Source organism: Mycobacterium sp. AT1 (assembly GCF_002043095.1).
Classification (GTDB): domain Bacteria; phylum Actinomycetota; class Actinomycetes; order Mycobacteriales; family Mycobacteriaceae; genus Mycobacterium.
In genome coordinates, this window is record NZ_MVOC01000036.1 from 77140 (window position 1) to 90545 (window position 13406).

Genomic DNA, 13406 nt, shown 5'->3' on the forward strand with positions numbered 1-13406 from the left:
CGTCGACCGTCGCTGCCCACACGTTGTGCTGGACGACTCACCGCAACGAAGGGATTTGACATGACTGTGTGGTTCATCACCGGTGCATCGCGTGGCTTTGGACTGGAGATCACTCGTGAAGCACTCAGCCGGGGCGACAGCGTCGTCGCCTCGGCCCGCAATCCGCAGGCCGTCCTGGACGCCATTCCGGATGCCGCGGACCGGCTGCTCGCCGTCGCCGTGGACGTCGGCGACCCGGCCCAGATCACCGCCGCGGTCGGGGCGGCCATCGCGCGCTTCGGCCGCGTCGACGTCCTGGTCAACAATGCCGGTCGCGGACTGGTGGGGAGCGTCGAGGAGACCTCCGACGAGGAGATCCGCGCGATCTTCGACGTCAACGTGTTCGGCCTGTTGGCCATCACCAGGGCGGTGCTCCCCCACATGCGGGCCCACGGAACGGGTTTGGTCGTGAACCTCTCGTCGGTCGGGGGATTCGTGGCCTGGCCGGGATGGGGCGCGTACGCGGCGACGAAGTTCGCCGTCGAAGCGTTGTCCGAGGCGATGACGCACGAGTTGGCACCATTGGGCATCCGATCGGTGGCGATCGAGCCTGGGCCGTTCCGAACCAACTTCCTGGACGGCAGCAGCCTGGGGTTCACCCGCCACGTCATCGAGGACTACGCCTCGACCGCCGGCGCGGCGCGCACCTGGGCGACTGACTCCAGTTACGGCCAGCAGGGCGACCCGGTCAAGGCCGCGAAGATCATCGTCGACCTGGCTGACCGTCAGGATCTGCCTGAGCGGATTCAGTTGGGTGCCAATGCCTTCGAGGACGTGGCCGCAAAACTGGCACGGACCGCACGCGACCAGGAAGCCTGGCGGACCGTCAGCCTGTCGGCTGACTTCGACGGCTAGACCCGGCGACGCTCCCGCTCGCCGGCCAACGCCACCTTCACGACGTCGAAGGCCATCGACTGCGAGTAGCCCCGGCGGGCCAGCATGCTGACCAGCCGGCGCGTCACCCGCGTGTCGTCGGTGTCGTCGTCGAGCCGCTCGCGCCGCAGTTTGTCTGCGACGAGTTGTTCGGCGCGGACCCTTTCGGCATCGGCGTCTACGTCGGCCAGCGCTTCGGCGATTAGGTCGTCGTCCACGCCCTTGGTGCGCAATTCGGCAGCCAAGGCGCGCTTGCCCTTTCCGGCGTTGACGTGACGCGACCGCACCCACTGCTGGGCGAAGTCCTGATCGTCGACCAGCCCGACCGTCGTGAGCCGATCCAGCACTCGCTCACTGACGTCGTCGGGAAAACCGCGCTTGGTCAGCCGCTCGGCCAGCTCGGCCCGGGTTCGAGCCCGCACGGTGAGCAGACGCAGGCACACGTTGCGTGCCTGCTCCTCGCGTTCGCGAGGATCCTGCGTCTGCTCGTCGCCCGACTCAGAAGTCGACTGGGGCGGGCAGGGCTTTGTCATTGCTGGCGTCGTCGGTCAGCACGGCACCGATGCCGAGCTTCTCCTTGATCTTCTTTTCGATCTCGTTGGCCACTTCGGGGTTCTGGAGCAGGAAGTTGCGAGCGTTCTCCTTGCCCTGACCCAACTGCTCACCCTCGTAGGTGAACCAGGAGCCGGACTTGCGCACGAAGCCGTGCTCGACACCCATGTCGATGAGCGAGCCCTCCTTGGAGATGCCCTTGCCGTAGAGGATGTCGAACTCGGCCTGCTTGAAGGGCGGCGCCATCTTGTTCTTGACGACCTTGCAGCGGGTGCGGTTGCCGACCGCGTCGGTGCCGTCCTTGAGCGTCTCGATGCGGCGGACGTCCAACCGGATGGAGGCGTAGAACTTCAGCGCCTTTCCGCCGGTGGTGGTTTCGGGCGAACCGAACATCACACCGATCTTCTCGCGCAGCTGGTTGATGAAGATCGCCGTGGTGTTCGAGTTGCTCAGGGCGCCGGTGATCTTGCGCAGGGCCTGGCTCATCAGGCGGGCCTGCAGACCGACGTGGCTGTCGCCCATCTCGCCCTCGATCTCAGCGCGGGGAACGAGAGCGGCCACCGAGTCGATGACCAGGATGTCGAGCGCGCCGGACCTGATCAGCATGTCGGCGATCTCGAGAGCCTGCTCACCGGTGTCCGGCTGCGACACCAGCAGCGAATCGGTGTCCACGCCCAGCTTCTTGGCGTAGTCCGGATCCAGCGCGTGCTCGGCGTCGATGAACGCCGCGATGCCGCCTGCGGCCTGCGCGTTGGCGACCGCGTGCAGCGCGACGGTGGTCTTACCCGAAGACTCCGGTCCGTAGATCTCGACGACGCGGCCGCGGGGCAGCCCGCCGATGCCGAGCGCCACGTCCAGGGCGATCGATCCCGTCGGGATGACCGAGATCGGTTGGCGCACCTCTTCGCCGAGTCGCATCACCGACCCCTTGCCGTGACTCTTCTCGATCTGGGCGAGCGCTAGCTCGAGAGCCTTCTCGCGATCTGGGGCTTGTGCCATGGTGGTCGTCTCCGTCCTGGTGAGTTCTCGATCGGTTCCGATCGGTTGGCCGTGACGCTAGAACAGACCACCGACAGATCCCGTCGAACACAGCCCACAGTAGACGAACACCTGTTCGATTCAAGCGGACACGCCGGTGCGTGGTTCGGCTAGTGAGTCACCACTGGTCGCGGGGCACGTCGAAGTCGGCACACAGGGCCCGCCACACCTCGCGCGGATCGATCCCCGCCTCGATCGCCTGGACGGCGGTCCGACCACCGACACCGCTGAGCACGTGGTCGACGAGCAGCGAGGCGCCTCGCACCCGGCCGAACTGGCCGTGGACGAGCTCGTGGAATTCCGTCAGCCGCACGCCCACCAACTTACCGAGACCGCGCGAGCGCGTCGTGGCACACCCGTACCGGATCGGCGACGTCGGCGATGCCTTCGCCCGCCTGGCCGGCCCGCTCCCGGTAGCTCGGCGAAGACAGGACGTCGTCGACTGCCGCGGTCAGCGCCCCGCCCGTCAGGGGCCGAACCAGGCGGCCACTACCTTGGCGCGCAACGCGATTGGAGATTTCCCACTGATCTCCCCCGCCCGGCACCACGACCATCGGCACCCCCGCGAGGAGCGCCTTGGCCACCAATCCGTGTCCACCCCCGCAGACCACCACGTCGGCGTGGGACAGCAATTCGTCCTGACGACCGAGTCCGACGACGGCCCAGGGCGGCACGGCGGCGCCGTCTCGACCGGCCAGCCGGGACACCACCACCCGCGCGCCGGTCGGCACCGTGCGGCCGGGCACCAGCGACTCGAGTGCCAACTCGGTGAGGCCCTGTGTGCCCGTCACCGCGGTCGACGGGGCGACGACGATCACCGGGCCGGTGCCGTCCGGAACGTCGAGCACCGCCGACGTCGGCTCGAAGTGCAGGGGTCCGACGACGACGGCCTCCGTGGGCCAGTCCGGTCGCGGCACCTCCAGCGCGGGCAGGGTGGCGATCAGTCGCCGCACCGGTCCGGGATCCGACGGCGGCAGACCGATCTCGACGCGCGCCGCCGAGCGTTGCCGCTGTCCCACCCGCCACGACCGCGCGGTCAGCGCTCTCATTGCGGTGTCGCGCAGCCAACCGCGCACACCCACGCCGGGTGCCAGCCCACTTCCCAGCGGCGGCAGCCCCCTCGACGGCAAGTACAGCGGATGCGGATTCAACTCCACCCACGGCACGCCGAGCATCTCCGCGGCCATCCCCCCGCAGGAGGTGATGACGTCCGAGACCACCAGGTCGAGTTTCAGGGCTTCGAGGCCGGGCCGGTTCAGGACGGCCATGCGGGCCGCCCGCCGGTGCAGCTTGGCGCCCGAGTCGGCGTCGTCGTCGCCGTCGACGGGGTCCAGACCGACCAGCAACGCGGAGTCGACACCCTGATCCCTGGCCACGTCCAACCATTGAGCGCCGGTCAGCAGCGTCGGCTCGTCACCGGCGGCGAGGAACTTCAGGCACATGGCAATCGCGGGAAAGGCGTGGCCGGGATCGGGTCCCGCCACCACAGCCACGCGCATCGCACTACCCTGTCACAGCCGCCAGGTGACCAGCGCTCACGAGGTGATCGACGAGTCTCGAGGACTATTGTGAGGCCATGACAGACCAGACATCGACCGTGCCCGCGGTCGACACCAAGGCACTCGTCGAGCGGTTCCTGTTCGCTGTGCAGAACGAGGACTTCGACACGGCGGACTCGTTGCTCGCCGACGACGTCAAGTGGCAGAACGTCGGCCTGCCGACCATCACCGGCCGACAGCGCATCGTCAAAATGCTTCGTAGCGGTCAGGGCCGCGTCGGCTTCGAGGTGAAGTTCCATCGCATCGCCGCCGAGGGCACCTCGGTGCTCACCGAGCGCACCGACGTTCTGGTGTTTGGGCCACTGCGGCTGCAGTTCTGGGTGTGCGGCGCCTTCGAGGTGCACGACGGCCGAATCACATTGTGGCGGGACTACTTCGACTTCTTCGACATGTTCAAGGCCACGGCGCGAGGCGTCGTCGGGCTCGCGGTTCCGGCGCTGCGGCCGACGCTGTGACCGACGCAGTGACGAACCCCGTGACGAACGACGTCGGGCCCGCCAAGCCCAACGTCCTGCAGTACATCGGCTATTGCTACGGCAAGCGACTGCCCAACTCGATGCGTCAGTGGGTCGCCGACGACCTCGCCGGACCGGGTGCGACGCGACGCATGATGTTGCGGATGGTCGTGCCGGCGGTGCTGATCCTGACGCCGTTCTGGATCGTGCCGATGTCGTTGTATCTGCACTTGTCCACGACGGTGCCCATCCTGATCCCGTTCATCTTCTTCTCGCATGCGCTGAACAAGGTGTGGCGCCGCCACATGCTGCGAAAGCACGGGTTGGACACCAGCCTCGTCGACTACCGCAACCGTCAGCGCGACGCCCACATCCACGACGCGTACGCCGAGAAGTACGGACCCCGGTCGGGTCCGCCGAGCAGCAGCGCCGTCTGAGACGTCAGGCGCCGCGCAGGTGTCCGAGCTCGTCGAAGGCCTGCGCCCAGCCGGCCAGTCGATCCGTCGCGTTGCCCAACTCGTGGCGTTGACGCTGGGCCGACATCGGGGAGCTCGACATCGACCCGGAGTTGGCCGCCGACACCAATCGTGCTGCGGCCTCGACCATTTCGTTGTACTGCCGGACGCCGCTGTCGAGCTGGGCGGTGAAGGCCCGGATCGTCGGGGTCAGATGCACGAGCGACTGGGGAGCCGAGGTGGCGGCCTTCTCCATCGACACGACCTCGTTGGCCGTCGCCGTCATGGTCGCCGAGGTCTGATTGGCGGCGTCGACGACGTCGCGCAGTTCGTCGGCGGGCAGCATGTTGCCCCGCTCCATCACGCCCAGTAGGGAGAACAGGCCCCGCTCAGCCGAATTCAGGGCGGCGATCGGCTGCCGGGCCGCCGAACCCCACGGCGGTAGCCGCCGCACCCGGCGCTCCGGTGGGAGCGGCGAACGCTTGAGCCACCGCCATCGAAGGAACGTCAGGGTGGCCAGAAACGCCGCGCCGACGGCGATGCTGGCGGGGATGGGCAACACCCAGGCGGGGATGACCTCCCAGGAGGCGAGCACCCCGGTGACCGCGATCCACAGACCCGTGGAGAACGTGAAGAACACCGTGCCTCGGAGCGCCCACCGTCGCTTGCGCAGCAGCTTGGCGCGCGGGTCGGCGGCGGCTCCGAGTCGCTGGGCCACCACGTCGGAGAAATCGGCCGCGGTGTCGACGCCACGCTGCACCAGCGTGCGCCATCCCTCGACTCGTCCGGTCGGAGGTTCCGCTGCCATGGGCTACCTACCTTCGAGAACTATTGCGAGAGCGGGTTTTCCGGCGTCGCCGCCGGCGGGTTGGCCGCGGGCGCGGCCGGTGTCGCGGTGGCGTCACCCGACGGCAGCGCGTCCCCACGCATGGAGGCGCGGATCTGCTCGAGTCGGGAATGCCCGGCCATCTGGACGCTGGCCTGCTGGATCTCCATCATGCGGCCCTGAACCGAGTTCTGGGCGAGCTCGGCGGAGCCCATGGCGTTCGCGTAGCGGCGTTCGATCTTGTCCCTGACCTCGTCGAGGCTGGGCGTGCTTCCTGGAGCGGCAATCTCACTCATCGACTGCAACGAGGCGCTGACCTGTTCCTGCATCTTCGCCTGCTCCAGCTGGCTCAGCAGCTTGCTGCGCTCGGCAATCTTCTGCTGCAACACCATGGCGTTCTGCTCGACGGCCTTCTTGGCCTGACCGGCCGCCTGCAGCGCCTGGTCGTGCAGCGTCTTGAGATCTTCGACACTCTGCTCGGCGGTGACGAGCTGCGCGGCGAACGCCTCGGCGGCGTTCGTGTACTCGGTTGCCTTCGCGGCGTCACCCGACGTCGCGGCCTGATCGGCCAGCGTCAGCGCCTGACGCACGTTGACCTGAAGCTTCTCGATGTCGGCCAGCTGGCGGTTGAGCCGCATCTCCAGCTGACGCTGGTTGCCGATCACCGAGGCCGCCTGCTGGGTCAGCCCCTGGTGCTGCCGCTGCGCTTCCTCGATGGCCTGCTGAATCTGCACCTTCGGGTCGGCGTACTCGTCGACCTTGGAGCTGAACAGGGCCATGAGGTACTTCCACGCCTTGGTGAACGGGTTGGCCATCAGTACGTTCCGCCTTCGTGTTGGAGTAAGTCCAGTGTGCCCGTCCCTTACGGGGGGCTCAGCGACATGCGTAAGTATTCGCTACCTGCCAACTTATCGGTTGCACGCAGATCGCCACACCCCCGCTCGCGTTTCCGCCGATCGGACGCGCTCAGGCCACCGCCATCGACACGGCCTGCGGAATTACGACGCGCGTCGAGTAGTCGATGGTGGCACCGCTGGCCGTGGCGGCCGGTCGCGCGGCGACCCGTTCGCGGCGTTCCATGGTCTCGCCCGCGTCGGTCAGCACGCGCGACAGCGGGACCTCGAGGGCACCGCAGATGGCGCTGAGCAGCTCACTGGAGGCTTCCTTGCGGCCGCGCTCCACCTCGGATAGGTAGCCAAGGCTGACGCGGGCGTCGTCGGACACTTCTCGCAGCGTCCGCCCTTGCGAGAGCCGGGCCTGACGCAGCACGTCGCCGATCACCTCGCGAAGCAATGTCGTCATCGCGGTCTCCTCACAACGAAGGACGTGGTAGCAGATCTATTCGGTATCACTATCAACCAGAACGCCCACGGCTGCCGGATTGGTTCCCGAAAGCCTCCGGAAAGCTCCGTACGTCACGTGCGGACGCCGCGCACCGCCGAGAGCAGGTAATCCGCGCCGGTGAGAACGGTCAGCACGATCGCGGCCCACATGAACACCCAGGCCCCCGTCAGCCACGCCCCGTCCAGCGGGAGGACGAACAGGCCGATCGCCACGGACTGGACGAGCGTCTTGAGCTTGCCGCCCCGGCTGGCGGGGATCACGCCGCTGCGGATGACGACGAGCCTCAGAATCGTCACGCCGACTTCGCGGACCAAGATCAAAATGGTGACCCACCAAGGCAGGTCGCCCAGAATGCTGAGGCCGACGAGTGCGGCCCCGATGAGTGCCTTGTCGGCGATCGGGTCGGCGAGCTTGCCGAACTCCGTGATCATGCCGTAGCTGCGCGCGATGGCGCCGTCGAATCGGTCGGTGATCACCGCCACCGTGAAGATGATGAAAGCGACCACTCGCCAATATGATTCGTGGCCGTCACCGACGAACAACGCCACGAGGAAGACCGGAACGAGCACGATGCGCAGACCAGTGAGCGCGTTGGCGACGTTGACCACACTCACGCGCGGGGTCAACGGATCGACGTCTGACTGACCCGGCACGTGGACCAGAATATCGGTAGACCAAACCGATACCCTCACTGCTGTGACTGGAGCGCCTCTCAACGACGATCTCGTGGTTCGTCGGGCCCGCACGTCGGACGTCCCAGCGATCAAGTCGTTGGTCGACGTCTACGCGGGAAAGATCCTGTTGGAGAAGAACCTCGTCACCCTGTACGAGGCGGTCCAGGAGTTCTGGGTCGCCGAATTGGACGGCGAGTTGGTGGGCTGCGGGGCCCTGCACGTGCTGTGGGCCGATCTCGGTGAGGTACGCACCGTGGCAGCGCACCCCCGGATGCAGGGGCGCGGCGTCGGGCACGCCGTGGTGGCGCGGCTTCTCGACGTGGCCAGGGAGTTGCGGCTGCAGAGGATCTTCGTGCTCACCTTCGAGACGGAGTTCTTCGGCAGCCACGGCTTCCAGGAGATCGAAGGCACCCCGGTGACGGCGGAGGTCTACGACGAGATGCGCCGCTCGTATGACATCGGCGTCGCCGAATTCCTCGACCTGTCCTACGTCAAGCCCAACATCCTCGGCAACACCAGGATGCTGCTGACGCTGTAAGCGCCGAACGTGACGCCACTGCGAGAATTCGGCCCGAAAGTCGCAGTGGGCTCACGTTCGGCGTTGCAGCTCAGTCCTCGTCGTCGTCAGCGTCGGCTCCGTTGGCGTCCGCGCCGCCGCGGATCAGCATCAGCGTGCCGGCCAGTTCGTCGGGCTTGACCAAGACCTCGCGCGCCTTGGATCCCTCGCTGGGGCCGACGATGCTGCGCGTCTCCATCAGATCCATCAGGCGACCGGCCTTGGCGAAGCCCACCCGAAGCTTGCGCTGCAGCATCGACGTCGAGCCGAACTGCGAGGAGACGACCAACTCGACGGCCTGGAGGAAGACGTCCATGTCGTCGCCGATGTCGGGGTCGACGTCGGTGCGCTCGCCGCCCGGCTTGGCGGCGGTGACGCCCTCGGTGTAGTCGGGCTCGGCCTGGTCCTTGCATGCGGCGACGACGGCGTAGATCTCCTCGTCGCTGATGTAGGCACCCTGGAAGCGGACGGGCTTGTTGGCGCCCATCGGCAGGAACAGCCCGTCGCCCATGCCGATGAGCTTCTCGGCGCCCGGCTGGTCCAGGATGACCCGGCTGTCGGTCAGCGACGACGTCGCGAACGCCAGGCGGGACGGCACGTTGGTCTTGATCAAGCCGGTGACGACGTCGACCGAGGGCCGCTGCGTGGCCAGGATCAGGTGGATGCCTGCGGCGCGCGCCTTCTGGGTGATGCGCACGATGGCGTCTTCGACGTCGCGGGGCGCGGTCATCATCAGGTCGGCGAGCTCGTCGACGATGGCGATGATGTACGGGTAGGTCTTGTAGACCCGTTCGCTGCCCAGCGGAGCGGTGATCACCCCGGACTTCACGTTCTTGTTGAAGTCGTCGATGTGGCGGACCTTGTTGGCCTGCATGTCCTGGTACCGCTGCTCCATCTCCTCGACGAGCCAGGCCAGCGCGGCGGCGGCCTTCTTGGGCTGCGTGACGATGGGCGTGATGAGGTGCGGAATGCCCTCGTACGGCGTGAGTTCCACCATCTTCGGGTCGATCAGGATCATCCTGACCTCCTCCGGCGTGGCCCGCGACAACAGGGACACCAGCATGGAGTTGACGAAGCTGGACTTGCCGGAGCCCGTCGAACCGGCCACCAGCAGGTGCGGCATCTTGGCCAGGTTCGCCGAGATGAAGTTGCCCTCGATGTCCTTGCCGAGGCCGATCACCAGCGGGTGGTGGTCGCGTCGGGTGGTCGGTGCGGTCAGGACGTCCGACAGCCGGACCATCTCGCGGTCGGTGTTGGGCACCTCGATGCCGACGGCGGACTTGCCGGGAATCGGGGCGAGCATGCGGACGCTCTCGGTGGCCACCGCGTAGGCGATGTTCTTCTGCAGCGCGGTGATCTTCTCGACCTTGACGCCGGGCCCGAGCTCCACCTCGTAGCGCGTGACGGTCGGGCCGCGGGTCAGCCCCGTGACCGCGGCGTCGACCTTGAACTGGTCGAGCACCGACTGGATGACCTCCATCATCTTGTCGTTGGCCGCGCTGCGCAGCTTCGGCGGATCCCCCGCGACCAGCAGTTCCAGGGACGGCAGCGTGTACGGCCCCTCGACGACGCGGTCGAGCGTGATGGCGTCCTCGGCGACGGGCGCGGGTACCGGTGCCGGCGCCTCCGGCTTCTTGCGCTTCGGCCGGACCTTGGGCTCGGGTGCGGTGGGGGTCTCGTCGGCGAGAGGCTCGTCCAACGGGTAGTTGTCCATCGGCGTGCCGAGTCGACTCACCGGGACCGTCGCCGATCCCGATCGTGGCGCGCCCGGCCACTGCGCCTCGTCGGCGCGGGTCGACGCCGGGTCGTCGTAGTAGCCGTCGGACAGGTCGTCGGCGCGCGCGGCGGGATAGTCGTCGTCGTAGTCGGCGTCGTCGTACTCGTCGTCGGCGTAGGTGTCGCCGCGGTAGGCGCCCATGAACACGTCCTGGATGACGCCGGGCACTTCACGAATCGTCGTGCCGGTCACCAGCAGCAGGCCGAACAGGATGCCGATGATCAACAGCGGCGTGGCGATCCATGGCGTCAGACCGTCGGACAGCGGTCCGCCGATCGCGAATCCGACGAAGCCCGCGACGCGCTGCCGGTCGGCGGAGTCCATGGGCGCGCCCGACCACAGATGCCACAGTCCGAGCACGGGCAGCGTGATCATGGCGGTGCCGAGGACGAGCCGGGGCCGCGCCTCCGGGTGAGGTTCGGTGCGCATCAGCAGTATCGCGATCGCTATCAGAGCGATGGGAAGCAGCACCACCGCGGAGCCGATGACGGTGCGGACGACCGAGTCGATCCACCCGCCGACCGGTCGGGCCGCGTCGAACCAGGAGCTGGCGGCGAGCACGACGGACAGCGCGAGCAAGGCGAGCGCGATGCCGTCACGGCGATGCCCCGGCTCGAGTTCACGGGCTCGTCCCACCGACCGCGCCGTGGATCCCGCGCCCTTGGCCAACATCAGCCAACTGGCGCGGGCCCCCTTGCCAATCGCGGAGCCCGCAGCGGCTACCGGAGAGGGATTGCGTCGTGGCGCGGGCTTACGCCGCGGGGCGGCGGGGCGCGTGGTGCGCGCTCGGGGCTTTGAGCTGCTAGAACGGGCTCCCGAGCGGGCGGCGGTCTTACTAGCCATGGGGAAAGACTAGTCGCACCAACCCCAGTTTCACCATTAGCCACACAGGTAACAAATAGCTAACTATGACACGACTAATACCGTAGGTGCCCGACGGAGCCCCCGCCTGCGGCGATGTTAAACGTGGCCAGCGTCACCCGACGTCACCACGACGGAATCCGTTGTCGTCGGTACTCTCGACACGGTGATCCCACCGGCCAAGATCCAAGATGTTAAGCCTTTGTTACACAACGTCTTTCGCTACGACGTTCCAGCGTCACTGGTGGTGTTCCTGGTGGCGCTTCCGCTGTCGATCGGCATTGCCGTCGCGTCCGGCGCCCCGGTCGTCGCCGGGCTGATCGCGGCCATCGTCGGCGGAATCGTCTGCGCGGCCCTCGGCGGGTCACCACTACAGGTCAGCGGGCCGGCCGCCGGACTCACGGTCGTGGTCGCCGAGCTGGTCGCGCAGTTCGGCTGGAAGGCGACCTGCGCCATCACCGCGGCCGCAGGCGTGTTGCAAATCCTTCTGGGCCTCAGCCGAATCGCCCGCGCGGCGCTGGCCATCGCCCCCATCGTCGTCCACGCCATGCTTGCAGGCATCGGCATCACCATTGCCCTGCAGCAGATCCACGTCCTGCTCGGAGGCGGACCGCGGAGCAACGCGTGGGGCAACCTGACCGCGCTGCCCGCGCAGCTGCTCGCGCCGCAATGGTCCGAGGTGCTCGTCGGCGGATTGGTGATCGCCATCATGCTGACCTGGCGCTTCGCTCCCCGCGCGCTGCGCGTCGTTCCCGGCGCCCTCGTCGCCGTGGTGATCGCGACGGCGGTCAGCTACCTGCCGGGCCTTCGCACCGACCGCATCAGCCTCGACGAATCGGTGGTCGACGCCATCGGCCTGCCCACGATGCCCGAGGGCAGCTGGTCGGCCATCGCGGTCGCCGTCCTGACCGTCGCCCTGATCGCCAGCGTGGAGAGCCTGCTGTCGGCGAGCGCGGTCGACAAGATGCACGACGGGGCGCGGACCGACTTCAACCGCGAACTGGTTGGCCAGGGCACGGCCAACGTGTCCTCGGGGCTGCTGGGTGGTCTGCCCATCACCGGCGTCATCGTCCGTAGCTCCACCAACGTCTCGGCAGGCGCCAAGACACGCGCATCGGCCGCGCTGCACGGCGTCTGGCTCCTGCTCTTCTCGGTCTTCCTGGTCGGCGTCGTCGAGATGATCCCGAACGCCGCGTTGGCCGGTCTGCTCATCGTCATCGGCGTCCAGCTGGTCAAACTGGCGCACATCGACCTGGCCCGCCGCACCGGCGAACTGTTGATCTACGGCGTCACGCTGACGGCGGTGGTCTTCCTCAACCTGCTCGAAGGGGTGCTGATCGGGCTGGTGCTGGCCGTCGGCATCGCGGCGTGGCGGATCGTCCGGGTCAGCATCGTCGTCGAGGACCTCACCGAGCGGTCGGCTGACGGAGCACCCGATCGATGGCACGTCGCGATCACGGGCTCGTGCACGTTCCTCGCGCTGCCCAGGCTCACGGCGGCGTTCGACTCGATTCCCAGCGGCGCCGACACGTTCGTCGACCTGAACGTCGACTACCTCGACCATGCGGCGATGGACACCATCCAGGAATGGATTCGCCAGCGCCGCGCCTCGGGCGACGAGGTGACGGTCACCGAAACCGGCACGGCGCGAATGGAATTCGCCCACGACCGGCCGCCGAAACGCAACACCGAGGGCAGGCGCGTCATCTCGGCACTCCGACTGATCTGGCCCCCGCACCTCGCCGGCGGCGTCGACAGGTACAGCAACGGGGTGGCCCCGCTCCTGCGCGAACGGTTCGGCTCTGACGACGAACACAGCCCCCACACGATGCTGCTGACCTGTTCCGACGCCAGGATCCTGCCGAACCTTCTCACCGACAGCGGCCCCGGCGAATTGCTCAACGTCCGCAACGTGGGCAACCTCGTCCCCGGCGGATCGGCCGACGCGTCGGTCGAGTCGGCGCTCAGCTACGCCCTCGAGCGCCTGTCGGTGCACACGATCGCGGTCTGCGGACACTCCGGATGCGAGGCGATGCACGACCTCCTCGACGGCAGCGCCGACGGGGCGATCGGCCGCTGGCTCGACCACGGCCACGCCAGCCTGACGGCCCTGAGGGACGGTCACCCGGTGGCCAGGGCGGCCGCGGAGGCTGGCTTCGACGCCGCCGACCAACTCAGCGTCGTCAACGTGGCGATCCAGATGCAGACGCTGCAGGAACACCCGCTCGTCGCACCGCGGCTCGCGGATGGGTCGGTCACCGTGGCCGGGCTGTTCCTCGAATTGGCTTCCGCAAAGCTGTATCTGGTCGGTGCGGCCGACATCGTGGAGGTCAACCAGGGCACCGGGCTTCGGGAGGTAGTCCGTTGACGCCCACCTCAGCTGGGTAGTGTGAATCG

Annotated in this window: 13 protein-coding genes and 1 pseudogene; 5 read left to right on the forward strand and 9 right to left on the reverse strand. The window is 67.7% G+C overall.

Annotated elements, in window-relative coordinates; all coding sequences use genetic code 11:
- The first annotated feature begins 60 nt into the window (after window positions 1–60).
- Complete coding sequence (locus B1790_RS17300; RefSeq protein WP_079924497.1) at window positions 61–894, forward strand: oxidoreductase; 834 nt, start codon at window positions 61–63, stop codon at window positions 892–894.
- Here B1790_RS17300 and recX read toward each other — a convergent pair.
- The 4 genes from recX to B1790_RS17320 all read right to left on the reverse strand — a co-directional run bounded on the left by recX (window position 891) and on the right by B1790_RS17320 (window position 4001).
- Window positions 891–1445, reverse strand: a complete 555-nt coding sequence (gene recX / locus B1790_RS17305; protein WP_079924498.1) for a recombination regulator RecX — start codon at window positions 1443–1445, stop codon at window positions 891–893. The genes B1790_RS17300 and recX overlap by 4 nt on opposite strands.
- Entirely contained in the window at window positions 1411–2463 is a 1053-nt protein-coding gene (gene recA / locus B1790_RS17310; protein WP_079924499.1) for a recombinase RecA, read from the reverse strand. The genes recX and recA overlap by 35 nt, the downstream gene beginning before the upstream one ends.
- 157 nt (window positions 2464–2620) lie before the next feature.
- Window positions 2621–2815: a DUF3046 domain-containing protein gene (locus B1790_RS17315; RefSeq protein WP_056549867.1), complete on the reverse strand. Its 195-nt coding sequence runs from the start codon at window positions 2813–2815 to the stop codon at window positions 2621–2623.
- A gap of 10 nt (window positions 2816–2825) precedes the next feature.
- The gene (locus tag B1790_RS17320) at window positions 2826–4001 is read right to left on the reverse strand and encodes a glycosyltransferase (protein ID WP_079924500.1); all 1176 of its coding nucleotides are present in this window, start codon (window positions 3999–4001) and stop codon (window positions 2826–2828) included.
- A gap of 77 nt (window positions 4002–4078) precedes the next feature.
- Between B1790_RS17320 and B1790_RS17325 the strand changes: the two genes are divergently transcribed.
- Both B1790_RS17325 and B1790_RS17330 read left to right on the forward strand, forming a co-directional pair.
- Window positions 4079–4516, forward strand: a complete 438-nt coding sequence (locus B1790_RS17325) for a limonene-1,2-epoxide hydrolase family protein (RefSeq protein ID WP_079924501.1) — start codon at window positions 4079–4081, stop codon at window positions 4514–4516.
- Between the two features lie 20 nt (window positions 4517–4536).
- Window positions 4537–4953, forward strand: a complete 417-nt coding sequence (locus B1790_RS17330; RefSeq protein ID WP_079924556.1) for a DUF5313 domain-containing protein — start codon at window positions 4537–4539, stop codon at window positions 4951–4953.
- A gap of 4 nt (window positions 4954–4957) precedes the next feature.
- Here B1790_RS17330 and B1790_RS17335 read toward each other — a convergent pair whose 3' ends face one another.
- The 4 genes from B1790_RS17335 to pgsA all read right to left on the reverse strand — a co-directional run bounded on the left by B1790_RS17335 (window position 4958) and on the right by pgsA (window position 7794).
- The gene (locus tag B1790_RS17335) at window positions 4958–5779 is read right to left on the reverse strand and encodes a hypothetical protein (RefSeq protein WP_079924502.1); all 822 of its coding nucleotides are present in this window, start codon (window positions 5777–5779) and stop codon (window positions 4958–4960) included.
- A gap of 20 nt (window positions 5780–5799) precedes the next feature.
- Entirely contained in the window at window positions 5800–6612 is an 813-nt protein-coding gene (pspA, locus tag B1790_RS17340; protein WP_079924503.1) for a phage shock protein PspA, read from the reverse strand.
- 151 nt (window positions 6613–6763) lie between these two features.
- On the reverse strand, window positions 6764–7099 hold the full coding sequence (clgR, locus tag B1790_RS17345; RefSeq protein ID WP_079924504.1) for a transcriptional regulator ClgR: 336 nt from the start codon (window positions 7097–7099) through the stop codon (window positions 6764–6766).
- Window positions 7100–7212: 113 nt separating this feature from the next.
- The gene (gene pgsA, locus B1790_RS17350) at window positions 7213–7794 is read right to left on the reverse strand and encodes a CDP-diacylglycerol--glycerol-3-phosphate 3-phosphatidyltransferase (RefSeq protein ID WP_079924505.1); all 582 of its coding nucleotides are present in this window, start codon (window positions 7792–7794) and stop codon (window positions 7213–7215) included.
- A 43-nt stretch (window positions 7795–7837) separates the two neighbouring features.
- Between pgsA and B1790_RS17355 the strand changes: the two genes are divergently transcribed.
- On the forward strand, window positions 7838–8353 hold the full coding sequence (locus B1790_RS17355) for an amino-acid N-acetyltransferase (RefSeq protein ID WP_079924506.1): 516 nt from the start codon (window positions 7838–7840) through the stop codon (window positions 8351–8353).
- Window positions 8354–8423: 70 nt separating this feature from the next.
- On the opposite strand, the pseudogene B1790_RS17360 reads toward B1790_RS17355, so the two are convergent.
- A pseudogene (locus B1790_RS17360) lies at window positions 8424–11035 on the reverse strand (DNA translocase FtsK).
- Window positions 11036–11175: 140 nt separating this feature from the next.
- Between B1790_RS17360 and B1790_RS17365 the strand changes: the two are divergent.
- Complete coding sequence (locus B1790_RS17365; RefSeq protein WP_079924508.1) at window positions 11176–13377, forward strand: bifunctional SulP family inorganic anion transporter/carbonic anhydrase; 2202 nt, start codon at window positions 11176–11178, stop codon at window positions 13375–13377.
- The last annotated feature ends 29 nt before the right edge of the window (window positions 13378–13406 follow it).